Origin of the sequence: Paraburkholderia sp. EB58 (assembly GCF_050436665.1) — a bacterium.
Taxonomy (GTDB): Bacteria; Pseudomonadota; Gammaproteobacteria; order Burkholderiales; family Burkholderiaceae; genus Paraburkholderia.
Genome location: NZ_JBNDMQ010000024.1, coordinates 82,382 through 107,008, shown reverse-complemented (window position 1 = coordinate 107,008; position 24,627 = coordinate 82,382). Strand labels below are relative to the sequence as shown.

The 24,627-nt window shown below is 62.4% G+C and carries 18 protein-coding genes and 3 pseudogenes; 12 read left to right on the top strand and 9 right to left on the bottom strand.

All coding sequences use genetic code 11. The annotated features are described in order from the left end of the window. Positions 1–231: 231 nt before the first annotated feature. Together P3T40_RS29500 and P3T40_RS29495 are read left to right on the top strand one after the other, a co-directional pair. Positions 232–2,124: a glycosyl transferase family 1 gene (locus P3T40_RS29500; RefSeq protein WP_429271236.1), complete on the top strand. Its 1,893-nt coding sequence runs from the start codon at positions 232–234 to the stop codon at positions 2,122–2,124. 178 nt (positions 2,125–2,302) lie between these two features. After that, a pseudogene (locus P3T40_RS29495) lies at positions 2,303–4,194 on the top strand (glycosyl transferase family 1). An 86-nt stretch (positions 4,195–4,280) separates the two neighbouring features. On the opposite strand, the gene P3T40_RS29490 reads toward P3T40_RS29495, so the two are convergent. After that, positions 4,281–4,742, bottom strand: coding sequence for a hypothetical protein (locus tag P3T40_RS29490; RefSeq protein ID WP_429271235.1), 462 nt, complete (start codon positions 4,740–4,742; stop codon positions 4,281–4,283). A gap of 137 nt (positions 4,743–4,879) precedes the next feature. Here P3T40_RS29490 and P3T40_RS29485 point away from each other — a divergent pair, with 137 nt between their 5' ends. Next, positions 4,880–5,488 carry a cadmium resistance transporter gene (locus P3T40_RS29485; RefSeq protein WP_429271234.1) on the top strand — a complete coding sequence of 203 codons (609 nt, stop codon included), beginning with the start codon at positions 4,880–4,882 and terminating at the stop codon, positions 5,486–5,488. 80 nt (positions 5,489–5,568) lie between these two features. On the opposite strand, the gene P3T40_RS29480 is transcribed toward P3T40_RS29485, so the two are convergent. Both P3T40_RS29480 and P3T40_RS29475 read right to left on the bottom strand, forming a co-directional pair. Continuing rightward, a complete protein-coding gene (locus tag P3T40_RS29480) occupies positions 5,569–5,886 on the bottom strand; it encodes a hypothetical protein (protein WP_429271233.1) in 318 nt (105 codons plus the stop codon). 255 nt (positions 5,887–6,141) lie between these two features. Beyond that, positions 6,142–7,473: an LLM class flavin-dependent oxidoreductase gene (locus P3T40_RS29475; protein ID WP_429271232.1), complete on the bottom strand. Its 1,332-nt coding sequence runs from the start codon at positions 7,471–7,473 to the stop codon at positions 6,142–6,144. Between the two features lie 377 nt (positions 7,474–7,850). Here P3T40_RS29475 and P3T40_RS29470 point away from each other — a divergent pair, with 377 nt between their 5' ends. The 5 genes and pseudogenes from P3T40_RS29470 to P3T40_RS29450 form a co-directional block, all read left to right on the top strand. After that, positions 7,851–8,702 carry a class I SAM-dependent methyltransferase gene (locus P3T40_RS29470; protein WP_429271231.1) on the top strand — a complete coding sequence of 284 codons (852 nt, stop codon included), beginning with the start codon at positions 7,851–7,853 and terminating at the stop codon, positions 8,700–8,702. 281 nt (positions 8,703–8,983) lie between these two features. After that, on the top strand, positions 8,984–9,976 hold the full coding sequence (locus P3T40_RS29465; protein WP_429271230.1) for an aliphatic sulfonate ABC transporter substrate-binding protein: 993 nt from the start codon (positions 8,984–8,986) through the stop codon (positions 9,974–9,976). Between the two features lie 10 nt (positions 9,977–9,986). Then, positions 9,987–10,907: an ABC transporter permease gene (locus P3T40_RS29460; protein WP_429271229.1), complete on the top strand. Its 921-nt coding sequence runs from the start codon at positions 9,987–9,989 to the stop codon at positions 10,905–10,907. Beyond that, the gene (locus tag P3T40_RS29455; protein ID WP_429271228.1) at positions 10,904–11,653 is read left to right on the top strand and encodes an ABC transporter ATP-binding protein; all 750 of its coding nucleotides are present in this window, start codon (positions 10,904–10,906) and stop codon (positions 11,651–11,653) included. Before P3T40_RS29460 ends, P3T40_RS29455 begins: the two co-directional genes overlap by 4 nt. A 27-nt stretch (positions 11,654–11,680) precedes the next feature. Then, positions 11,681–12,136, top strand: a pseudogene (locus P3T40_RS29450) (LLM class flavin-dependent oxidoreductase); the annotation flags it as partial. A gap of 143 nt (positions 12,137–12,279) precedes the next feature. On the opposite strand, the gene P3T40_RS29445 reads toward P3T40_RS29450, so the two are convergent. Then, positions 12,280–12,942 (bottom strand): amino acid ABC transporter ATP-binding protein, encoded by a 663-nt coding sequence (locus P3T40_RS29445; RefSeq protein WP_429271227.1) that lies wholly within the window; start codon positions 12,940–12,942, stop codon positions 12,280–12,282. A gap of 404 nt (positions 12,943–13,346) precedes the next feature. Here P3T40_RS29445 and P3T40_RS29440 point away from each other — a divergent pair, with 404 nt between their 5' ends. Continuing rightward, positions 13,347–14,543, top strand: coding sequence for a mechanosensitive ion channel family protein (locus tag P3T40_RS29440; RefSeq protein WP_429271226.1), 1,197 nt, complete (start codon positions 13,347–13,349; stop codon positions 14,541–14,543). Between the two features lie 117 nt (positions 14,544–14,660). Here the strand turns inward: P3T40_RS29440 and hydA are convergent, their stop codons facing one another. The 5 genes from hydA to P3T40_RS29415 all read right to left on the bottom strand — a co-directional run bounded on the left by hydA (position 14,661) and on the right by P3T40_RS29415 (position 22,020). Next, entirely contained in the window at positions 14,661–16,112 is a 1,452-nt protein-coding gene (gene hydA, locus P3T40_RS29435) for a dihydropyrimidinase (protein WP_429271225.1), read from the bottom strand. Between the two features lie 98 nt (positions 16,113–16,210). Further along, positions 16,211–17,722, bottom strand: a complete 1,512-nt coding sequence (locus P3T40_RS29430) for an NCS1 family nucleobase:cation symporter-1 (RefSeq protein ID WP_429271224.1) — start codon at positions 17,720–17,722, stop codon at positions 16,211–16,213. Between the two features lie 131 nt (positions 17,723–17,853). Next, positions 17,854–19,161, bottom strand: a complete 1,308-nt coding sequence (gene preA / locus P3T40_RS29425; RefSeq protein WP_429271223.1) for an NAD-dependent dihydropyrimidine dehydrogenase subunit PreA — start codon at positions 19,159–19,161, stop codon at positions 17,854–17,856. Positions 19,162–19,233: 72 nt separating this feature from the next. After that, positions 19,234–20,580 carry an NAD(P)-dependent oxidoreductase gene (locus P3T40_RS29420; RefSeq protein WP_429271222.1) on the bottom strand — a complete coding sequence of 449 codons (1,347 nt, stop codon included), beginning with the start codon at positions 20,578–20,580 and terminating at the stop codon, positions 19,234–19,236. Between the two features lie 159 nt (positions 20,581–20,739). Beyond that, positions 20,740–22,020 (bottom strand): Zn-dependent hydrolase, encoded by a 1,281-nt coding sequence (locus P3T40_RS29415; RefSeq protein ID WP_429271221.1) that lies wholly within the window; start codon positions 22,018–22,020, stop codon positions 20,740–20,742. Between the two features lie 318 nt (positions 22,021–22,338). Here P3T40_RS29415 and P3T40_RS29410 point away from each other — a divergent pair. From P3T40_RS29410 to P3T40_RS29400, 3 genes and pseudogenes are all read left to right on the top strand, one after another. Beyond that, positions 22,339–23,068: pseudogene (locus P3T40_RS29410) on the top strand (TetR/AcrR family transcriptional regulator). An 87-nt stretch (positions 23,069–23,155) separates the two neighbouring features. Further along, the gene (locus P3T40_RS29405) at positions 23,156–24,019 is read left to right on the top strand and encodes an alpha/beta fold hydrolase (RefSeq protein WP_429271220.1); all 864 of its coding nucleotides are present in this window, start codon (positions 23,156–23,158) and stop codon (positions 24,017–24,019) included. Between the two features lie 179 nt (positions 24,020–24,198). Continuing rightward, positions 24,199–24,561, top strand: coding sequence for a hypothetical protein (locus P3T40_RS29400; protein ID WP_429271219.1), 363 nt, complete (start codon positions 24,199–24,201; stop codon positions 24,559–24,561). Positions 24,562–24,627 lie beyond the last annotated feature (66 nt).

Here is a 24,627-nt window from a genome sequence, read left to right as displayed (position 1 = left end):
AGATTGCCGCCTCACTCGCCTGGTCACGACCCGCGACACTCCTACGCGCAATCTCGGTATGCCTCACACCGCCCCGTGCGATCCTTACGGCCTGCACGCAAGACTCCTACACAGAAAATTCCCAAAGTCCCGGCCCGGGCATATTTGATACGAGCCAACTGCGATAATTCGATTCTGGGACGACATCATCTCAATATTGTTAGTCATGCCTATCTTTAAAGAATCGACATCATGGCATTTACCTTTTCGCTCGATGAGTTCGAGCAGCTCGTCTATACGAAAGAGAACTACGTCGCCTCGTTCCGGCTGATCGGCGCGCTCGCGCTGCTCGAACACAATCGCGGCGAGGTCGATGCAAACTTCCTCGCTTCGGACCTGAATCATCTGCCGCCTGAGGAGCGCAGCGAGCGTCTTTGCACCCGCCTCGCCAGCGCGATTTCCACCTTGTTCTCGCGCCATGACTTCACCCCGGTCGACGATTGCTACCGGGTGCTGCTCACGCTGCACCAATGGCTCGGCCGGCTGTTTGCAGCGACCGCGTTCGGCAATGCGGATCACATCCTCCGTCACCTGAATCCGCGCGGTCCAGCCGACCGGCAGTTTCTGCCCGGCGACCGTTTTACCGACAAGCTCAGCCTGTTGTATTCGACCGAGTCGGAATTTGACGTGGATCTCGCTGCACTCTGGGCGCACGACAAAACCACCGCGGCACGTCTCGCCCTCGTGCTGCTCGCGCCCGTCTTCCAGGGTTCGGCGCATGCGCATGGCAAGCGCGAAGCGCTGCTGGAATGGCTGCCCGGCAAGCTTCAGCAGATCGACGATCTGGACGACCTACCGACCGCCGTGCTGCATCACGCGTACATGTTCTGCAGCTACGCCGATACACCCCGGCGTCATGCGATCAAGCGCGACCTGAATGTGTTGATACGCCGCAAGCTGGACCAACTCGCTCTGACCGACCTGCCCACGGCGATTCCCGGTTCAGCGCCGCAACCCGCCCGCCAACGCCAACGCCAACGCAAGAAGCCGTTGATGGTCGTAGTGTTGGAATGGTTCGGCGGCACGCATTCGATTTACCGAACCCATTCGCGGACCATCGAGGCCGCACGCGAGCATTTCGAAGTGGTCGCATTTGGCTTCGGCTCCGCGACCGACTTTGCCGGACACGCGATCTTCGACCGCTTTATCGAACTGGAACAGCCGGACTATCTCGGCGAGTGCCTGAAAACGATTCGCGATTTCGCCGAAGCCGAACAGCCCGATGTGTTGTATATGCCGAGCGTCGGCATGTTCGTGCTGACCTTGTTCATGTCGAACCTGCGCATTGCGCCATTGCAGATAGCCGCGCTTGGCCACCCTGCTACGACGCATTCGGACAAGATCGACTACATCAGCGTCGAGGAAGACTATGTCGGCGACCCGGCCTGCTTCAGCGAACGCTTGCTGACGCTGCCCACGGACGGTCAGCCCTACCGGCCATCGTGCGCGCTGCCGGTAATCACGCCGCGCGCGCCAGAGCGCCGCGAAACGATCCAGATTGTCGTCACAGCGAGCGCGATGAAAGTAAATCCAGGGTTTCTCGATGCCTGCCGGCAAATTCAGGCACGCGCGAGTGTGCCGGTCGAGTTCCATTTCATGGCGGGCGTGATTGCCGGGCTGCCGCTCCAGCACATGCGCCGCGTCGTCAGTCATGCCGTGCCCGGGGCTTCGGTCCACGGCTCGCACGACTACGTGTCCTATCTGGCGCGTGTCGACCAGTCGGACCTGTTTCTCAGCCCGTTTCCGTTTGGGAACACCAACGGGATTGTCGACGCCTTCACACTGGGCGTCCCGGGCGTCTGCAAGACCGGTCCCGAGGTGTTCGAGCATATCGACGGCGCGCTATTCGCACGCGCCGGCATGCCCACCTGGACCACGACTGACACGGTCGAAGCCTATATCGAGGCAGCCGTGCGCATGATCACACAGCACGACGAACGCGAGGCCTTACGGCGCCAGTTGATCGAGACCAGGGCAGTCGAGCGGTTCTTCGAAGGACGGCCGGAAGTCTTCGGTGAGCGCGTCTTGCAACTCGTCGCCGAGCATGGAAATCACGAGCCGGCGGCGGTGTGCGGCGTTGCCTAGCCCGGCCAGCTTCAGCGCCAGAGTCTGGCGAAAGGGTGACGTCCAACCCACCCTACAGAAAATTCCTAAAATCGCAGACCGCACATATTTGATACCCATGCGCTGCGATAATCATCGTTTGTGGCTGACTTCATCTCAATATAGTTAGTCATGCCTATCTTTATAAAGTGTTGAATCGATGGAAGACATTTTTTCGCTCGACGATTTCGAGCAACTGGTCTACACCCGGGCGTACGATCAGGCCTCGATAAAGTTCATCGCGTTTCTGGCGCTTCTGCACAGCAAACGCGGCGAACTGGACGGAAGTTTCCGCGCGTCGGGTATGGACGGTCTGCCGCCTGACGACCAACACGAGCGCTTTTGCTCGCGTCTCGCAAGCGCCGCCTCGACGCTGTTTGCCGATCCGGATTTTCGTCCAGCTACCGAATGCTTCAGATTGATGCTGACGCTGCACGAATGGGTCGGCGTGCTATTTTCGGCCACTGCGCTCGGCAACGCCGATCACATCACCCGCCATCTGAATCCTCGCGGCCCGGCTGGCCCGGCGTTTATGCCCGGCGACCGGTTTATCGAAAAGTTGTGCGTGCTCTACTCGAGCGAATCCACCCAGGAGCTCGATTTCACCGCGCTGTGGGCGCACGACAAAACCCTCGCGGCCTGTCTCGCACTCGTCCTGATGGCACCGCTCTTCCATGGTTCGGCCCATGCGCACGGCAAACGTGAAGCGTTGCTGCAGTGGCTGCCGGGCAAGCTGCAGCAGATCGACGATCTGGACGACCTGCCCTCGGCCGTGCTGCACAACGCCTACATGTTCTGCAGCTACGCCGACACGCCCGAGCGTCATGCGATCAAGCGGGACATCAACGTGCTGGTACGCCGCAAGCTGGACCAACTGGGCCTGACGGACCTGCCGCAGCCCACAGCGGCACCTGGCAAAGGACGCGGGCGGCGTGGCAAGAAGCCGTTGATGGTCGTGGTCACGGAATGGTTCAGCGGCGCCCATTCGATCTATCGCACCCATTCGCGGACGATCGAGGCCGCGCGCGAGCATTTCGAGGTGGTCGGGTTCGGCTTCGGCTACGCGGTCGACGACGTCGGACGCGCAGTCTTCGACCGCTTTATCGAACTCGAGCGGCCGGAATATATCGGCGAATGCCTGAAAACGATTCGTGATTTCGCCGAGGTCGAGCAGCCAGACGTGCTGTATATGCCGAGTGTAGGCATGTTCGTGCTGACCGTGTTCATGTCGAACCTGCGCATCGCTCCCCTGCAGATTGCGGCGCTCGGCCATCCGGCCACCACGCACTCGGACCGGATCGATTACATCAGCGTCGAAGAAGACTACGTCGGCGACCCGGCCTGTTTCAGCGAACGTCTGCTGCAACTGCCCAAGGACGGTCAGCCGTATCGCGCCTCATGTGCACTGCCGGACATCGCCCCGCGCGTGCCGGAACGGCGCGAGACGATCCAGGTCATCGTCACGGCCAGCCCAATGAAGCTCAACCCGGCGTTTCTCGATGCCTGCCGCCAGATTCAGGAGCGCGCAGGCGTGCCCGTCCAGTTCCATTTCATGACCGGTAACAGTAACGGCTTGCCGCTCAAGCACATGCGCCGCGTCATCAGTCAGACCGTGCCGGGGGCCGTCACGCACGGTTTTCACCAGTACACCGCCTATCTGGCGCGGGTCGACCAATCGGACCTGTTTCTGAGCCCGTTCCCATTCGGCAATACCAACGGGATTGTGGACGCCTTTACGCTTGGCTTGCCGGGCGTCTGCAAGACGGGACCGGAAGTCTTCGAGCATATCGACGGCGCACTGTTCGAGCGCGCCGGCATGCCCGCCTGGACCACGGCGGACACGGTCGAAGCCTATGTCCAGGCCGCCGTGCGCATGATCACGCAGCATGACGAGCGCGAGGCTTTGCGCCGCCAGTTGATCGAAACCAAGGCGGTCGAAGGTTCTTCGAAGGATGCCCGGAGGCGTTCGGCGAGCGCGTCTTGCGGCTTGTGCGCGACATCCGCAAGCGCAACGCGCAAGCGGCCGCGGCCTCAGCTGTTACCAGCGCTTGAAGTTAGGGGCGAGCGCCCCTGAACCCGGCCGGCGCCGCAGACAAGGCAGAGCGTGGCGCAATGCTGCTCTGCCCTGCGCAATGCCCTTATTCTGCGGTCTCGCTGGCCGCCTTGTCGCCGGTCTGCACGAGTTCCTTTGGCGCCAGCCAACGGAATGACGCCAGATTCAGCCCGGTAAACGTGCATTCGGCGGCTACGTTCTTCGCCAGCTTCTTGGGTTTGGCAGCTTTTGCGCTGGCCGCCTTCGCCGACATGCCCGCAGGAGGGGCTGACGCAGCCGCGGCGGCCGAGGCAGCCGCTTCCGCAGCGGTCTGCATACGCGACAGCGAGGCCTCTACCACGACCCGCGTGCCGTCAATGCCGGTGCCGCGATGATCGATGGACAGCTTGCCGGTCGTTAAATCAGGCAACTGCTCAGACGGCACGTCAGCCAGCTTGCTGCGCATCATCTGTTCACACGCGTCCGTGTTCTTGTAGACGGCCGTACACCCCACCAGCAGCACGGCGGCGGTCGTTACGCATGCGATACATAGAGTGCGGATCTTCATTGCTATTCCGTTTTTCAGGCTGTCGGCATTGTAGCGTAAGCGCCGCGACGCCCGCACTGCCCGACCGGAGCGCTCGGACCCGCCCGCTGCTGGCAGAATGGCTGGTCGCCTCTCGTTCCGTGTACCGGCCCGCTCGCATGCTCAGTCTCGTTGCCCTCGCCATCGGCGCCTTCGCCGCCACCAACATCGATAACCTGTTCGTGTTGCTCGCCTTCGTCGCCGAGGCGCACGGCTCAAAGCGGCGCGTGATCGTCGGCCAGTATGCGGGCTCGCTGGCGCTGATCGCCGTCGCGATCGGCCTGGCGGAGATGCTGAGGAGTCTCCCGCATGGGTACGTCGGCGTGCTGGGTGTGCTGCCGATCGCGGTCGGCCTCGCCAAGGCATGGGCGCGGTTCGGCCCGCGCCGCGCATCGGAGGCTGACTCGGCGGACGCCTCGCGGCTCGCGCAGGCGGGCTCGTCGTGGTGGACCGTGGCCGGTGTCGCCATCGCCAACGGTTCGGACAACATCGCCGTCTACGTGCCACTTTACGCGGGGCATTCGCGCATCGATTGCGTGACGATTTCTCTCGTATTCGTCGCGATGATCGGCATCTGGTGTGCCGGTGCCGTCTGGCTAGTCAATCATCCATTGCTGGGCGCGCCGATCCGGCGCTACGGCACCGCGCTGCTGCCGCTCGTCCTGCTCGTGATCGGCGTCTCGGTGATCATGCAGAACGATACGCTGCGCGTGCTGTTCGGGATCTGAACCTAGGCGATCGCCGAGAGCACCCAGCATCACGGCACCGCCTTCACGCTGGCGCTGCCGCGCGCCTGACGTCAGTCAGGTCAGTTCGACGGGGGCGGCTGCACATTGGTGCGCACGCCAGCCAGCGGCGCGCCGTAGCCGCCCGCCTCCGCATTGTTAGGCAGTCCGTTGGCAAGCTGCGCGCGCGGATCCACCGGGTTCAGGTTCATTTCCCCCGCCTGCTGGTTGCCGTGCGACGGATATTCGCTGCCGAGCGCTGCGTTCGGCATCAACTGTTTACCGTTTTGCGGCGCATACACATCGTCCTGCGGGGCGAGGCCCTGCGCGCCCGCGTGAGCTGCGGCGCCCAAGGCTGCTGCGCACAATACGGCCTGCAATAGTTTCGATGTTAGCTTCATGTTGCCTCCGACAAAGTAAATGGGTCAAGTCGCGCACGATCCACGTCTTGCCAGCCAGAAATCGGCCGGACATTGTTTACCAGCATAGACGAGCCACGCCGCTCTTGCAGCGCATGATGGCATGGCTCTCAACACATATACGCGCGGCGCCCCGCACCGGTTTCAGCGTGTGCTCGGGCAACCGGCGTCACTCCCGAGACATTGGACGGCCGACGTTTCATCCCCGTTTCAAGGGTGCCATCCACGACACTGCAATCAAGCGCGGAAAAAGCGATTCTCCGGGCGCGGCAGACCGAGATTTTCGCGTAGCGTCGCGCCTTCGTATTCACGCCGGAAAATCCCTCTGCGCTGCAACTCGGGAATCACCTTGTCGACGAAGTCATCGAGGCCGCCAGGCAGATGCGAGAACATCACGTTGAAGCCATCCGAGCCCTCTCCGACGAGCCAAGCTTCCATCTGATCGGCGATCATCGCGGGCGTGCCGACCATTTCCAGCCCCGAGTAGCCGCCAATGCGCTGCGCCAGTTGGCGAATCGTCAGGTTGTCCCGCTCTGCCCACTCCACTACGCGCTGCCGGCTGGTACGGCTCGCGTTGCTCTCCGGGATCTCGGGCAGCGGGCCGTCCGGATCGAAGCCCGACACATCGTGTCCAAGCGCGATGGAGAGCGACGCGATGCCGCTGTCGTAATGCACGAAAGTGTCCAGACGTGCGCGCTTTTCCAGCGCTTCATCCAGCGTGTCACCCACGACCACGAACGCGGCGGGCAAAATCTTCATATGGTCGCGCGAGCGTCCGAGTTTCTCCATGCGGCCTTTTACGTCTGCGTAGAAGCGTTGGCCTTCGGCGAGCGTCGTCTGCGCGGTGAAAACAGCCTCGGCGGATTCGGCGGCGATCTGCCGTCCCGCTTCCGATGAACCGGCCTGCACGATCACGGGCCAACCTTGCACCGGACGGGCGATGTTAAGCGGCCCCCGCACCGAATAGTATTTGCCTTTGTGATCGAGCACGTGCAACTTGTCCGGATCGAAGAAGATGCCGGACTCGACGTCGCGAATCAGCGCGTCGTCGGCCCAGCTATCCCACAGGCCGGTGACGACATCGAAGAATTCGCGCGCCCGGCGATATCGTTCGTCATGCTCAACATGTTCTTCGAGGCCGAAGTTGAGCGCCGCATCGGGGTTCGAAGTCGTCACGAGATTCCAGCCCGCGCGGCCGCCGCTGATGTGATCGAGCGAGGCGAAGCGGCGCGCGACGTGATACGGCGCGTCGAACGTGGTAGACGCTGTCGCGATCAGGCCGAGGTGCTCGGTTACGGCAGCGAGCGCCGGCAGCAAGGTCATCGGTTCGAATGACGTGACGGTGTGACTGCGCTTTAACGACGCCACCGGCATGTTGAGCACGGCGAGGTGATCGGCCATGAAGAACGCATCGAAACGGCCGCGCTCGAGCGTCTGCGCGAAGCGCTTCATATGCGCGAAATTGAAGTTGGCATCCGGGTAGGCGCCAGGATAGCGCCATGCGCCGGTGTGAATCGTCACGGGTCGCATGAAGGCACCGAGGCGCAACTGCCGTGGCTGGGTCGACATAAAGGCAATCTCCGCTTGAATCGACGACCGCGTATCACCCTACAGGCGACGCGGGATTGAGAGAGTTCTTTAATCCTCTGCGCTCCGGTATCGGAGGGCCGTGTAATGCCAGGTCGGCACCCGTCAGCAGCAAACAGAGCAAACAGCGAGAGCAAATAGCGAACTCGCGAAATAACATACGCTCAATCCGCCGCGCGTGCAGGCCACGTGCCTATCCCCGATGCACTCCGCCATGCATCCCCGCATGTCTCGCGGCGTCGGAAACGGACTGCGTCCGAACCGGCTGCGTGCAAAGCGCGCCGCAAACGCTTATCGTTAGGCCTGTTGCCGCTTTTGCCAATGTCTGCCGCGGCCCACTCGAACCCAAACCAGGCGCCATGACTCACCACCCCACTCCGTTGCTTCGCACGCTGCGTTACACACTCGCCGGGCTCTCCGCCGCGCTGCTTCTGGCGGCCTGCGCGTCGACCCCATCCAGCACGGACTCGTCGCTGGCTGCCGCCGTTGCCGGCCCGCAGCGCAGCGACGCCGCAAAAGCGCGCGACGTCTATCGTCATCCGCAAGGTACGCTGCAATTCTTCGAGATCGAGCCGACGCAAACGGTGCTCGAAATCGCCCCGGGCGGCGGCTGGTACACAGACATTCTCGCGCCTTATCTGCACGATCACGGCACGCTTTACGAAGCCGAATACGAGAGCCCGTCGCCGGACGCGGCGGCGGAAGAGAAGGCAGGCGACGCCGCGTTCGCACGCAAGCTCGCGGCAACACCGGCTGTCTACGGCAACGTAGTCGTCGGCACGCTGCAAACGGGACAGTTCAGCGGCTTCGAGGCGAACGGCAACGTCGACCGCGTATTCACGTTCCGCAATATCCATAACTGGATCAAGGACGGCCAGCTGGACGCCAACCTGCGCGCGTTCTACCGTGCGCTCAAACCGGGCGGCATACTCGGCGTCGAAGAACATCGCGCGGCACCGGGCACGTCGCTGCAGCAGATGATCGACAGCGGCTATGTGACGGAGGCTTATGTGATCGAGCATGCGAGCGCCGCAGGCTTTAAGCTCGCCGGCAGCAGCGAAATCAACAGCAACCCGCGCGATACCAAGGACTACCCGCACGGCGTGTGGTCGCTACCGCCGACCTACGAAGGCGGCGACGTCGACAAGGCGCGCTTCGCCGCAATCGGCGAATCGGACCGGATGACATTGAGGTTCGTGAAGCCACAATGATGAAGGCGGGAGGGTGGGCCGTGCTTCGCGTCGCCGGAGCAGGGCCCGTTTTCCAACAGGCACGTTGACGGCCAGGATGAGCATCAAAAGCAAAGACGCACCATCGTCAACACAACGTCTTTACTGACGCTATAACGCCAACAAACGCCGCCCCCACTCCGGCACATGCGATATCGCTGCCGCGGGTTTCCTTGTGATCTTTCGTTAGTTACCGAACGCGGTGTCTTTCTTTACATTAACCGGTCTACTCACACCAATCTCTGGATACTGGGAGACCACACATGAAGCGGTTCTTCAATCGTGCGCTGGGCCGGCTTGCCGTGCTTGCGGCGGCCCTCGCTACGATGGCCGCGGCGCACGCCGCGACACCGCCGGAGATCCGTGTCGACTATGCGTACTACTCGCCGGAAAGTCTCGTCATCAAGCGCTTTGGCTGGCTCGAAGACGAATTCAAGCCCGACCATGCGCAGATCAAATGGGTCCTGAGTCTCGGCAGCAATCGCGCGCTCGAATATCTGAACAGTGCTGCGATCGACATCGGTTCGACCGCAGGCCTCGCTGCCGTGCTCGGCAAGGCGAACGGCAATCCGATCAGAACCGTGTATATCTTCTCGCGTCCCGAATGGACCGCGCTGCTGGTGCGCAAAGACTCGCCCATCAAGACGCTCGCCGATCTGAAGGGCAAGAAAATCGCCGCCACCAAGGGCACCGATCCGTTCCTGTTCACCTTGCGTGCGCTGCATACAGTGGGCCTGACGCGCGACGATGTCGAGCTCGTGAATCTGCAGCATCCGGATGGCCGCACGGCGCTGGCAAACGGCCAGGTGGATGCATGGGCGGGTCTCGATCCGCATATGGCCGCCGCGCAGATCGACGACGGCGACCGCCTGCTCTACCGCAACGTCGACTTCAATACCTACGGCTTTCTGGACGCCCGCGAAGCGTTTCTCCAGCAATATCCGGAGACGGTGGCGCGCGTGCTGAAGGTCTATGAAAAGGCGCGCGTGTGGATCATCGCGCATCCCGACGACGCCGCCACAATCGTCGCAGAGGAATCCAAAGTATCGTTGCCGGTCGCCAAGCTGCAGTTGCAGCGCAACGACTTCAGCCAGCCGGTGCCGGGCGCGCAACAGATTGCAGCGCTCAAGGCGGCCGCGCCGATTCTGGTTCAGGAGCAACTGGTCAAGCCAGGCACCGATCTGCCGCAGGTAATCGACGCCCTGGTCGATTCGCAGGTCGCCCAGCCAGTCGTGACGGCGGCAACGTCCCAGTGAGTGCGGTGTGATGGCTTCTGCTCCTGAAGACTCCTTAGCGTTCGACGCGACTGAAGCGGAGCATCTCGCGCCGCACACGCCCGTAGTGAACGGCACCAATGACTCCAACGTACGAGCGTCAGTATTGCAGCCGCATAGCGGTCTGCGCCGCTGGCATATCGCCGGCCTGGCGCTGCCTGTTGCCCTGCTTGCGCTGATCGAAGTGCTGGTGCGCACGAACGTCGTGCCGGATCATCTGCTACCCGCCCCGAGCACGATCGCACAGACGCTCTGGCAAATGGGTGCCGCGCGGCTTGGGCGTCATATCGCGGCCAGTACGCTACGGGTGTTCGCGGGCTTCGGCATCGGCGCTGCGTTGGCGCTCATACTGGGTGCCGCAATGGGTCTGAGCCGCCGGCTCGACGCCCTGCTCGAGCCTTGCTTTCAGGCGCTGCGCTCGATTCCGTCGCTTGCCTGGGTGCCCGTGCTGCTGTTGTGGATGGGCATCGACGAAGCACCGAAAATTACGCTGATCGCGATAGGCGCATTCTTCCCCGTGCATTTGAGCGTGGTGGCGGGGATTCGCGGCGTCGATCGCAAACTGGTCGAACTGGGCGCGATCTACCGGCTGAAGCCCGCAGCGCTATTCACCCGCATCCTCCTGCCCGCTGCGTTGCCGCAGATTTTCACAGGCCTGCGCACGGGACTCAGTCTTGCGTGGATGTTCATGGTCGCCGCGGAACTGATCGCCGCGACGCGCGGCCTCGGCTACATGCTGAGCGACGGCCGTGAAACCGGCCGCCCCGATCTGGTGTTCGGCGCCATCATCCTGCTCGCCGTGCTCGGCAAGCTGAGCGATGGCGCCATGCGCTGGCTCGAAAACAGCGTGCTGAGCTGGCGCGATGCCTTCGACGCATTCAGCGATCAATCACGCGCAGGAGAGGAGCGATGAGTACGTCGGTTCAAGCGGCGCTGCTGGACGTGCGCGTCGAGGCCAAACACTACGCGGCCCGCACCGTACTCGATCATCTGTCGTTGCGCATCGCGCCTGGCGAGGCTGTGAGTCTGGTGGGCCCCAGCGGCTGCGGGAAAAGCACGCTATTGCGGATTGTCGCTGGACTGGATCGCCAGTATCAAGGCGAAGTACGGGTGAACGACGTACCGCAACACGGACCTTCGCCGCAGATCGGCGTGATCTTCCAGGAACCGCGTCTGTTGCCGTGGCTGACAGTGGCCGATAACGTCGGCTTCGAAGCGGGCCGTGGCGGTGGGCGCGATCCGCGAGTGGGACACCTGCTTGCCGAAGTGGGACTGGCAGGCCAGGAGCATGCGTTGCCGAAGGCGCTCTCCGGTGGCATGGCGCAGCGCGTCGCGATCGCCAGAGGGCTTTTCTCGCAACCCGATCTGTTGTTGCTCGACGAGCCGTTTAGCGCCGTCGACGCGATGACGCGGATGCGTTTGCAGGCACTGTTGCTGTCGGTGACACGCGCGCATGGTACGGCGGCGTTGCTGGTCACCCACGATCTCGACGAGGCGTTGTACCTCAGCGACCGCGTGCTGCTGATGTCCGCGGCGCCTCCCCGCATCGACCGCGAATATCGCGTCGCACGTCCACGGCCACGTGACCGGCGCGACCCCGTGCTCGCTGATTTACGCGCGCAAGTGCTCGAACGGCTCGACAGCTTCGAAACGGTGTGAACTGAGGTGGGACGCCTCGCGGCCAGAGCCCTCTCGGTCGTGACACAGCATATCGGACTGGTCGCCACCGTCTCCACCAGTTTCAACGAGCCGTACAACCTGGCGCGCAAATTTGCCTCACTCGATCATCTGAGCGGCGGACGCTCGGGCTGGAATCTCGTCACATCCAGTACGGAGTCCGAAGCGCACAACTTCAGCTTCGAACAGCATCCGGATCATGCCGTGCGCTATGAACGCGCCCGTGAGTTCTACGACGTCGTGGCTGGCCTCTGGGATAGCTGGGAAGACGACACGGTCCTGCGCGATAAGGAGAGCGGCGTCTACTTCGATCTGGCCAAGCTGCATGTGCTCAATCACCACGGCAAGCACTTCAAGGTGCGTGGGCCGCTGAACGTAGCACGCGCGCCGCAGGGCTGGCCGGTGGTCGTGCAGGCGGACGCCTCCGAGGCCGGCAAGGAACTCGCAGCGCAAACTGCGGAGGTACAGCGGCGTGGCCTGTTCAGAACCGAATACGAGGGGCGCACGCTGCGTGACAATCTGGGTCTGCCGCGGCCGCAGAACCGTTATACGCAGCTGGCTGCCAAGCAGGCTCAGTCAGTGGCAGGAGCGCGCTAGCGCGGCGCGGCTCATTCGGCCCACGCGTCCGGCAAAGTTTGCGTCAACGTCGACACAAAGCGCGCGCTCTCGGCTTGCCGGGGCTGCGTAAAGATCTGCCGCGACGCGCCCTGCTCCACCACCACGCCGTTGCTCAGAAACACGACATCGCGCGCAATCGACGCGGCCAACCGCAGGTCGTGTGTCGCCATCAGCATCGTCATGCCTTCGCTGGCGAGCTGCTTGAGCACTTCCACCACCTCCGCAGCCAGGCCCGGATCGAGCGCCGAGGTCGGCTCGTCGCACAACAGCACCTCTGGCGACGGGGCCAGTGCCCGTGCAATCGCGACACGCTGCTGCTGTCCACCGGAAAGGGTCGCGGGCCACGCATCCGCCTTTTGCGCGATGCCCACTTTTGTCAGCAATTCATGCGCACGTTCCCGTGCCCGCGCCTTGTCCCACTTCTGAACCGTTAGGAGGCCTTCCATCACGTTCTGGAGTACCGTCAGATGTGGGAACAACTGGAAGTTCTGGAACACCATGCCAGTGCGGCGCCGGATGGCGAGCACCGCGTCGCGCGCGGGCTTGTGCTCCCGGCTGAATTCAAGCCGCTGGTCGCCAGGCTGGAGCGAGCCAGCCACCGCCCAGCGCGGGCCAAACAGGCGGATCAAGGCGGCGGCGAACGCCAGCGTCAAGCCGAGGTCAGGCTGCCGCCTGCAGGAGAGCAATCAACAGGATGGAACGAATCGACCTCATGAGAATGTGCTCCGTAGGTATTGGTATGGAGAATCAGTTGCCTGCCCGGCTAGCCGCCCCGGCAGAGTGGGCGGACTGTAGCAAACGGCCTCCGTTTCCACAAAGCATCAAGTTTTCGAAGAATATGCGGATCGGTGATAAGCCGCCAGGACGCGGATTTGAGAGTATTAGACGCGACGGGGCGGCTCGCCATTACAATACCGCCTGAGGCGCCGAGGCCAGCCTCACCCGCATTGCAGCAAAGGCTCAAGGCGACTGGGTAACGCATCTGTGCTGCGCTGGTTGTTGTCAGCCACCACCGGAAGCCCTGCAACGAACGACCTGCTCACGACTGCGAGGTTCTATGTTCGGCGGCATTTTCCAGATCGTGACGGACCGGGACGGGCACCGTCATTTCTATGCCCATACCGACAGCGCCGTCGTCGCCACGCTTCTTGTGATTGCATTGCTGCTGCTCATTCTGCTGACCAGCACGCTCTGCTACTACCTCACCCGTCTCATCATGCTGTGGATCGTCGGCCGGCTCGCGCGCGGCGAGCGCCGCAAGTGGCTGCAAGCCGCCGTGAAGCACAAGGTGTTCGACCGCCTCGCGCCGCTCGTGCCCGCGTATTTTGTTTACCTGTCCGCGCCGCTCATATCGAACCTGACGTTTCCGGTGGTCTACCTGTTGGGGCCGCCGCTGGAGACTCTCGCCGCGTGCTACATGGTGCTGACTACCCTGCGCGCCGCCTTCGCTTTCCTCGCCAGCATTGAAGATCGCTACAGCCACTTTCCGCACGCGAGTGAAAGGCCGATCAAGAGCTTCCTGCAGGTCACCACCATCGTCCTGTATCTCGCGGCCCTGATCGCGCTCATCTCCGTGCTGCTGCATCGCTCGCCAGCTTATTTCCTCACCGGCGTGAGCGCGATGACCGCACTCCTGATCATCATCTTTCGCGATTCGCTACTGGGCTTTGTGGCCAGCATTCAACTGGCCGCGTACGACATGCTGCGCCTGGGCGACTGGATCGAAGTGCCGGGCTTCGTAGCCGACGGCACGGTCGTCGACATTGCCTTGAACACGATCACGGTGCGCAATTTCGACAACTCCATTGTGACCATACCCAGCTATGTACTGCTGAGCAATGGCGTCAAGAACTGGCGGGGCATGGTCGAATCCGGCGGACGGCGTCTCAGGCACGAGATTCATCTGGACGTCGACAGCATCCGGTTTGGCGATGAGGAATTGTTTGCGAAACTGCAGACGAGCACGGATTTGCAGACGCCCTTGATCTTCGCGGAAGAAGACCCGCGGCTCACCAATCTCGGCATGTTTCGCCGCTATCTGATGGCATTCTTTCGCCAGCATGCTGCGATTCGAACCGATATGCCACTGGTGGTCCGGCTCCTGCAAACGACAGACCGCGGTCTGCCGCTGGAGGTGTTCCTGTATATCGACAACACCGACTGGGAGTCGTTCGAACGTATCCAGTCAGACATGCTGGACCATGTGTATGGGGTCCTGCCGCAGTTCGGACTACGCGTCTGGCAAAAGCGTTAGCGCGCCGTCGTCAATCCGGGTGCCTCGCGCTCGCGGCATGTACACGTTGAAGATGCCAACAGGTCTTTCAAAAAGCCTGGCCCGTGGACGACCAGTCACAGGCCAGGGTCACACTCATTACCGCTCAACCGCGTGCGGCTCCTTGAGCTTGTTAGCCACGCGAATCGCGTCGAAGTAGGCGGAGTTCGGCGGACGTTTCAGATACTGACCCGCTCCGCGTACCGCACGCAAATCGCCGTCCTTCCAGGCAAGCGCACCGCGTGTGAGCGTATGGGTTGCCACGCCCTGCACGGTCATACCTTCAAATACGTTGAAGTCCACCTTCTGGTGGTGTGTCTTGACCGAGATGGTTTTGGTCGCGGCCGGGTCCCACACCACGATGTCCGCATCGGCGCCCACTTGCACCGCCCCTTTACGCGGATACAGGTTGAAGATTTGCGCGGCATTCGTGGAGGTAATACGCACGAACTCGTTTGGCGTCAGGCGCCCGGAATTCACACCGTGATGCCAGAGCACCGACATGCGATCTTCGACACCGCCGCAGCCGTTTGGAATCTTCGTGAAGTCTTCCCTGCCCATGGCCTTCTGCGACGCGCAGAATACGCAATGATCGGTCGCAGTGGTATGCAACTGCCCTGCTTGCAGACCGCTCCACAGCGCCTCGCGATGCTCGGCCGAACGGAACGGCGGGCTCATCACATGCGCCGCTGCACGAGTCCAGTCAGGATCGCGATAGACGGCCTCATCGATCACCAGGTGCCCCGGCAAGACCTCGCCGAACACCCGCAGGCCCTCGCTGCGCGCCCGTGCAATCGCGTCGGCCGCGTCTTTCGACGACACATGCACGATATAGACCGGCACACCCAGCACCTGCGCGATCCGGATCGCCCGGTTGGCCGCCTCGCCTTCCACTTCAGGCGGCCGCGAGAGCGGATGCGCTTCCGGCCCGGTGATGCCGCGTGCCAGCAACTGCCGCTGCAACTGGAACACCAGTTCGCCGTTTTCCGCATGGACGGTAGGCAGCGCACCGAGTTCGAGCGAACGTGCGAAGCTGTTCACCAGCACTTCGTCGTCGGCCATGATGGCGTTCTTGTAGGCCATGAAGTGCTTGAAGCTCGACACGCCATATTCATGCACGAGCGTGCCCATGTCGCGATGCACCGATTCGTCCCACCATGTCACCGCAACGTGAAAACCGTAATCGGAAGAGGCTTTCTCGGCCCAGCCGCGCCATGAATGGAACGCCTCCATCAGTGACTGGCGCGGGCTCGGAATCACGAAGTCGATGATGCTCGTGGTGCCGCCCGAGAGGCCTGCTGCGGTACCCGTATAGAAATCGTCACTGGCGGTGGTTCCCATGAAGGGCAACTCCATGTGCGTGTGCGGATCGATGCCGCCTGGCATCACATACTGTCCGTGTGCGTCGACAATCGACGCGCCCGCCGGCACCTCCAGGTCCGGGCCGATCTGCAGGATCGTGCCGCCGTCCTGCGGGTCCGCGCACAACACGTCCGCCCGCCAGCTACGGTCCGCGTCGATTACCGTGCCGCCGCGAATCAGGGTCGTCATCTTGCTGCCTCCTCATTAACTGCTACGTGTTCATTGCCGCTGTTACTGTTACCGCATCGAAGCGGCGGGCCACCCGGCCCACCCGCTCAACATGCGCCTCATGCGCTGGCAACCCGCGCACTCAGTCCTTTGCTCAACTTCATCCAGGCGCTATAGACGATGGACGCGAGCGCGAGGCCCACGAACCACGCATACGTGTAGAGCGTATTGAAGAATGCCGGCACGTTCGGGAACGTCGCCGGAAACGCGGTATGCAAAAATCCCGGCAGGTTCGGCAACACGCCCACCAGCAGCGCCACCACGGCGCCGATATTCCAGCCGCCTGTGTAACTGTACTCGCCGTTTTCGTCGAACAGTTCGCGCGGATCGAGCCGCGTGCCGCGAATCAGGAAGTAATCGACCATCAGAATGCCGGCGACGGGTCCGAGCAAGGCCGAATAGCCCACCAGCCACGTGAAGATATAGCCCTGCGTCGTGGCCAGAATCTTCCAAGGCATCATCACAATCGCGATGGTCGCGGTAATCATGCCGCCCACGCGATACGAAATCCCCTTCGGCCACAGGCTCGAGAAGTCATAGGCCGGCCCGACGAGGTTGGCAGCAAGGTTGCAACACATCGTATCCAGCGTCAGGATCACCAGTGCAACGCCTACGCCGATGCCAGTCATGCGGCTGGTGAGATCGATAGGATCCCAGATTGCCTTGCCGTAGATCACCACCGTCGCCGACGTCACCACCACGGAGATCACCGAGAGCAAGGCCATCGGCGCCGGCAAGCCAATCGACTGGCCGATGATCTGATCGCGCTGCGAACGGGCAAAACGCGTGAAGTCTGGAATGTTCAGCGCAAGCGTGGCCCAAAAGCCGACCATCGCCGTCAGCCCCGGCCAGAAGGTCACCCAGAAGAGCCCTTCTTTCTTGCCGCCGGCCACGAATTGCGACGGCGCCGAGAGCATCGAACCAATACCGCCAGCCTTTGATGTAGCCCACCACACGAGCGCGACACACATCACCACCTTGATCGGCGCCGACCAGCTTTCGAGCCAGCGGATCGAATCGGTGCCGTGCACAATGAAGTAGATCTGCAAGGCCCAAAACACGAGGAAACACGCCAGTTGCCCGAGCGAGATGTCGAGGAACGGCAACGCGTCGCCGTGCAGCGCATTGCCGGTCAGGATATTGAGCAGCGTATAGATCGCGCTGCCGCCAAGCCACGTTTGGATCCCATACCAGCCGCACGCCACGATCGCCCGCAGCATGGCCGGCAGTTTTGCTCCTTGCGTGCCGAACGACGAACGCACCAGCACCGCATACGGAATGCCGTGTTTGGCGCCCGCATGGCCGATCAGCAGCATCGGCGCCAGCACGATCAGGTTGCCCAGCAGCACGGTCACCACCGCCTGCCACGGCGACATGCCCTGCTCCGTCAAGCCGGCCGCCAGCATGTATGAAGCGATATTCATGACCATCCCCACCCACAGCGCCGCGAAGTGATACCACTTCCACGTGCGCTGCGCGACGCCGGTTGGAGCCAGGTCGTCGTTGTAAAGACTGCTGCCTTGCGCGCCGGCCGCTAGCTGCGGATCGACGGTTTGCGCTGTCTGCTTCATTGAATGATCTCCACTGGGTCGTTGAATCGCTGAATCGCTTAGGCCTGCGCATCTTCTGGGGATGCATCGGACCGGATCAGAACAGGCTTCGGTACAAACGCTTCACTTTTGCGGGTTCTCGCCTTCTTTCCTCATGCGGCTTTCGCGGTGTCCTGCGCTGCATCCTCTAGCCCGGCTGCATCCACCCGCGACGGGTTGTTCGGATGCGTGGTCCAGTTGGCATATGCGCCGGCGTCGACGCGTTCCATCGTGATGCACTGCTCGACCGGGCATACGTGCATGCATAAGTTACACCCAACACATTCGGAGTCCACCACTTCAAAATGCCGGACGCCATCCTTTTCGCGCGTGATCGCCTGGTGCGCCGTGTCTTCGCAGGCGATATGGCACAGCCCGCACTGGATGCACTTGTCCTGATCGATGCGAGCCTTGATGTCGTACTTGAGATTCAGGTACTTCCAGTCGGTGACGTTGGGCACGGCGCGGCCGCGGATCTCGTCGAGCGTCGCGTAGCCTTTCTCGTCCATCCAGTTCGACAGGCCGTCAGCCAGATCCGAGACGATCCGAAAGCCGTAGTGCATCGCCGCCGTGCAGACCTGCACGCTGCCCGCGCCCAGCACGATGAATTCCGCGGCATCGCGCCACGTGGAAATGCCGCCGATGCCGGAGATCGGCAGACCCGGCGTTTCAACGTCGCGTGCAATTTCGGCCACCATGTTCAACGCAATCGGCTTGACGGCCGGGCCACAGTAGCCGCCGTGCGTACCCTTGCCGTCGACGATCGGCATGGGCGCCATCACATCCAGATCCACGCCGACGATCGAGTTGATGGTGTTGATCAGCGACACGCCATCCGCACCACCCTTGTAGGCCGCTCGCGAACCCATGCGGATATCGCTGATGTTCGGCGTGAGTTTCACGAGGCATGGCAGCTTCGTGCCCTCTTTGACCCAGCGCGTGACCATCTCTACGTATTCGGGCACCTGGCCTACCGCCGCGCCCATGCCACGCTCGCTCATGCCGTGTGGGCAACCGAAGTTCAGCTCGACCGCATCGGCGCCGGTGTCTTCGACGAGCGGCAGGATCCATTTCCAGTCGCTTTCGTTGCACGGCACCATCAGCGAGACGATCAGCGCGCGATCCGGCCAGTCGCGCTTGACCTGGGCGATCTCGCGCAGGTTGACGTCAAGAGGCCGGTCGGTGATCAGTTCGATATTGTTCAGGCCTGCGATGCGTTGGCCGTTCCATTGCACCGCGCCGTAGCGCGAGCTGACATTGACCACGTGCGGGTCGAGGCCCAGGGTTTTCCAGACCACTCCGCCCCAGCCTGCTTCGAAGGCGCGGTTGACGTTATAGGCTTTATCGGTCGGCGGTGCGGACGCGAGCCAGAAAGGGTTCGGCGACGTGATGCCGGCAATCGTACAGCGCAGATCGGCCATGTTCGGCTCCTTGGGACTCTGTTTTATCTTGATGTCGGATGTTTGGCTTGGGCGCGGCGCGCTCGCTATTCGCTAGGCGGCCTTGATCGCCGTGCGAGCAAAGTGAGCATCGATGCCGGCTGCCGCCAGCTTGCCGTCCTGCACCGCCTGCACGGTCAGATCGACGCCGCCCGTCGCGGCACAATCGCCGCCTGCCCAGACATCCGGCAATGACGTCTGCCCGTTGGCCTCCACGGCAATCCGGCTACCGTCGAGAGTCAGCAACTCGCGCTCGACACCCACTGCGACCAGCGTCTGGCCGATGGCCTTCAGCACCATGTCCGCCTCCAGAATGAAACGCTCCGTGCCCTCGGCCGACGTGCGCTCGAATTCGACGCCCGTCACGTTGCCGTCACTGCCAATCAGTCGGACCGGCTTCGCGTGCGTGATCAGCGTCACGCCCTGACTCTGCGCGAACTCGCGCTCAGCCCACGTTGCGCTCATCGTCTCCACACCGCGGCGATAGACCATCGACACCATCGTTGCGCCCAGCTTGCGGCTTTGCACGGCCGCGTCCACTGCCGTATTGCCGCCGCCTATCACGACGACACGGCGTCCCACCGGCACGGTCGCGAGGTCGCTTGCCTGGCGTACCTGCTCGATGAAGTCCACCGCGTTCAGTACGCCGCCGAGGTCCTCGCCTTCCATTGCCAATTCACGCACGCCGGTGAGGCCAATCGCCAGAAACACCGCGTCATGCTGCTTGCGCAGCGCATCAAGCGTCACGTCGCGTCCGAGCGCCACACCGTTTTTGATTTCAATGCCGCCCACCGAGCACAGCCATGCCACCTCACGCTGCGCGAAATCGTCGACCGTCTTGTACGCCGCAATGCCGTATTCGTTGAGGCCGCCTGCCTTCTCGCGGGCGCCGTAGATCGTCACGCGATGGCCGGCCAGCGCGAGGCGATGCGCGCACGCGAGGCCTGCCGGCCCCGCGCCGACCACCGCGACGTGACGGCCCGTATCGGCTGCGCGCTTGAACAACACCTCGCCGCGAGCCATCGCCCAATCGGTCGCATGACGCTGCAGCGCGCCGATCGCTACCGGTTTTTCGTCCTGATGGTTGCGCACGCAAGCACCTTCGCAAAGGATCTCGGTCGGGCAAACCCGCGAGCACATGCCACCGAGCGGATTCGCCGAAAGAATATCGACGGCAGCTCCTTTCAGATTGCCGTTGCCGATCTTGCGGATGAAGCTCGGAATATCGATCTGCGTCGGGCACGCCTCTATGCACGGCGCGTCGTAGCAGTAGTGACAGCGGCTCGCGGCCACCGCTGCGGCAGCAGGATCGAGCAAGGGCGCGATGTCGGTAAATTCGCAGGAAAGCTGCTCGGGCGACAGACGATGCGGGGCAATGTCGCCGGTATGCTTGATGGCCATACACGTTCCTTCTTGAATGTGAGGACGTAGCCGTACCCGCCGGCTGCGCTCGCGCGCAGTCGGGACGGCTTGTTTTATAAGCAATACGGTCAGGCTTTTCTAAAGACGCCTACGCGGACCAGACCAGGTCAACGAAGCGCCTTTGTCACCCTTGCAAGCTCATGAAGCCGGTTCGCAGGCACGCTCCAGCATGGCGTGCAGCAGCACATTGGCGCCCGCCTCGATCCATTCGAGCGTGGCGTCCTCGATCTCGTTGTGACTGATCCCGTCGACGCAGGGCACGAACACCATCGACGTCGGCGCGACCTGCGACAGATAGCAGGCGTCGTGGCCCGCGCCCGACACAATGTCGCGATGCGGATAGCCGAAGCGTTGCGCAGCTGCGCGCACTGACTTCACACAGGCGGCGTCGAAGGCAACGGGCTTGTAATAGAAAATCTGTTCGAGCTCGGTTTCAAGGCCTATGCCAGTCGCGATACGCTCAACGCCTTCGCGCAGCGCAGCATCCATTTTCGCGAGCACGGCATCGTCCGGATGACGGAAGTCCACGGTGAAAAACACACGGCCCGGAATCACGTTGCGTGAATTCGGGTGCACCTGCATCATGCCGACCGTCGCGCAGCCAAATGGCGCGTTGTCGAGCCCGATGCGATTGACCAGATCGACCACTCGCGCCGCACCGAGCAGCGCATCGCGGCGGCGTGGCATCGGCGTGGGACCCGCATGCGCTTCCTGTCCCGTCAGCGTGATTTCGTACCAGCGTTGCCCCTGCGCATCGGTCACGACGCCAATGGTCTTGTGCTCCGCTTCAAGAATCGGCCCCTGTTCGATATGCAATTCGAACGCGGCATGCAAGGGCCGGCCACCGCACGGCACGTCGCCCGCATAGCCGATGCGCTTCAACTCCTCGCCGATGGTCTTGCCGTCCACGTCCTTGCGCGACAGGCCATACTCAAGCGAGAACACTCCGGCAAACACGCCCGAGGCCACCATCGCCGGTGCAAAACGCGAGCCTTCCTCGTTGGTCCAGATCACCACCTCGACCGGATGCTCAGTCTCGATGCCGTGATCGTTCAGACTGCGAATCACTTCAAGGCCGCCCAGCACACCGTATATGCCGTCGAAACGGCCGCCGGTCGGCTGCGAATCCGCATGCGAGCCAGTCATCACCGGCAGCGCGTTCGGGTTGCGCCCCGCACGGCGCATGAAGACGTTGCCCATCTGGTCGACCGTCACCGTGCAACCCGCCTCCTTAGCCCAACTCACGATCAGGTCACGCCCTTCCTTGTCGAGATCAGTCAGCGCGAGGCGGCAAACACCGCCCTTAGGGGTTGCGCCGATCTTCGCCATCGTCATCAGGCTGTCCCACAGACGCTTGCCGTCGATCTTGATCGACGTATCGGGTTCAGCGTGCTTTAACGCCTCGGATACCGCGTTCATTCGTCTCGCTCCTTTCGATGAATCCAGACGCCCTGCGCGCCTTATAAAACTGGTGCATCTCCGGCGGATTTTGGGGCGTTTTCGCACGACCACGGTGCACACCCTAGGCCGTTTCGCACGCGCTCGACAGAGGGCTAACCCTGGGGTGCCAGCCTCTCCTCCAATCCTGTCCAGTTGGACAGGTTGTAGCCGATTAACTCCGCTAAATCAATGCCTTTTGTACGCTGCGATACAGAGCGAGAAACGTGCCATTGCAGCGCAGCATGTGGTTTGGGCGTGATTCGATTGAGCGTGTCCAGCGCGGCCCAAACGACTAGAATGAAGCGCGACGCGGCATGCACGCCGCGCGAGGCCAACGATGAGACACGACGAAGTGGCAGCCGACATTGCTGAAAACGACGAGACGCCCACGCCTTTGCGGCGGCGCAAGGCGCACATCCGCGAATCGAACGAGGCCCATCTGCTGGCCTGCGCGGAAGCCGTATTCGCCGAGCGCGGCCTGGAAGGGACCAGCACTGCGATGATCGCTGAACGTGCAGGCTTACCGAAAGCCAACCTGCATTACTACTTCCCTACAAAGCTCGCGCTGTATCGCCGGGTGCTCGAAGACCTGTTCGAAGACTGGCATCGCGCCGCGGATACCTTCGAGGGCAGCGACGATCCGGTGGAAGCGATCAGCGGCTACGTGCGCGCGAAAATGGAATTGTCGCGGCGGCGACCGCTCGGATCGAAGGTGTGGGCCAACGAGATCATCCACGGCGCGGAGCATATGCAGGACATCCTCACGCAACGCGTGAAGCCCTGGCTCGAAAGCCGTGTCACTGTCATCGACGACTGGATCGCCCGCGGCCTGCTGGCGCCGGTCAGTGCGCAGACCTTGATGTACATGATCTGGGCGACCACGCAGCACTATGCGGATTTCGATGCGCAGATTCTGGCGCTTGGCGGCAAGCGTGCGCTGACCCAGAAGGCCTTTAATGCCTCGACTGAGGAAGTGGTGCAACTGGTGATTCGCGCGTGTGGCGCGGTGTCGCCTACTGCACGCTAAACCGCAAGCGGAGACTCGCGTCTCGATGCGTCTATAGACGAAGCGGCTCGTTACGTTTCGAACTACGCGAATAACCTTAGGTGGTCCATGCACAACCCGGCAACAACCGCAGACGCAGCAACCGTAGCGACAGTAGTAACGGCGAGCGAATTCGCCATCCTGCCCGCCACCGCCACGCGCGATGCGCTGCGAATCGAGTACCAGTGGGTCAATCAGGCACTAAGCGATGCACCCATCGCCGTCTTTTTGCACGAGGGGTTGGGCTCGATTGCCATGTGGCGCGAATGGCCCCAACAACTTTGCGAGCAGCTTGGCATGCGCGGTCTCGTCTATTCACGGCCCGGCTATGGACGCTCGACACCGCGGCCTCACAACATCATCTGGCCGGTGGATTTTCTGACCATCCAGGCACGCGAGATTTTGCCGGCGCTATTGGACACACTCGGTGTCGATGCCGGGCAACGCCGACGCATGTGGGTCATCGGCCATAGCGACGGCGGTTCGATCGCGCTGCTGTACGCTGCTTTGTGTCCTGATCAACTGGCAGGCGCCGTCTCCATCGCGCCTCATGTGTTTGTCGAAGACATCTCGCTGCAAGGTATCGGAGAGACCAAAGCTGCCTACCAGAAAGCCGATCTGCGCGAGAAGCTCAGCCGCTATCACGACGATGTCGATTCGGCGTTCTACGGCTGGAGCGACATCTGGTTAAGCCCGGCGTTCAGAAGCTGGAGCATAGTCGACACGCTGCGCGCGATTCGCTGCCCACTGCTCGCCGTGCAGGGTCATGACGATCACTACGGCACCATGGCGCATATCGATGCGGTCGCCGAGCAGGTGCCGCACGCGCGCCTTGCCAAGCTCGACGCTTGCGGGCATTCGCCACATCGCGATGCCCCTGCCGCGCTCAATGCGGCGATTGTCGAATTTGTCGAGGCGAACCACCAGGATTGACGCGAACGGGCCATCAAAGCGTGCCTCGGCTGGCATTTGCAAAATGCGCAAACCTACACAATCGCAACTTCTTACCCAACGTTCATAAATCTTACACAGGTAAGTAGTTATGCTTTGGCGGTGATGAGCGAGGGACCCCACACCCTCGCCAGATTCCTTCCCACCGTCAAGGACCTCCCATGTTCGCCAGGTCTGCGTGTAGCGTTTTGTTCAACGAAAACTCCGTAGGCAAACGTTTGGTGACGGGGCCAGGCGCGTGCTTACGCGTGCTCTGGGCAAGCATCTTCGCGGCATCCTTGTGCCTGTTCGTGAGTGCCTGCGGCAACGACGACAACAAGCCGCCCGAGACACCCACCACCACCGCCGAACAAATCAACGCCGCCCCGCCAGCGCCCTGGGCGGTGCCGCAAAACACTGCGGCCCAAACGGCGCAGACCGCCTTGCCGGCGCAAACCATCCAGACACCGCCGCCCGCCCACGCGCAGGTCGGCGCAGCCGCATCCGACAGTCTTGCAACACCCGTGATTCACACCGTTGATTGAGGTCGCCTGACTCCCCGCGCCGGTTAATTCTGTACCCGTTTGCCGTCGCGCATATTCCTTCTCCTG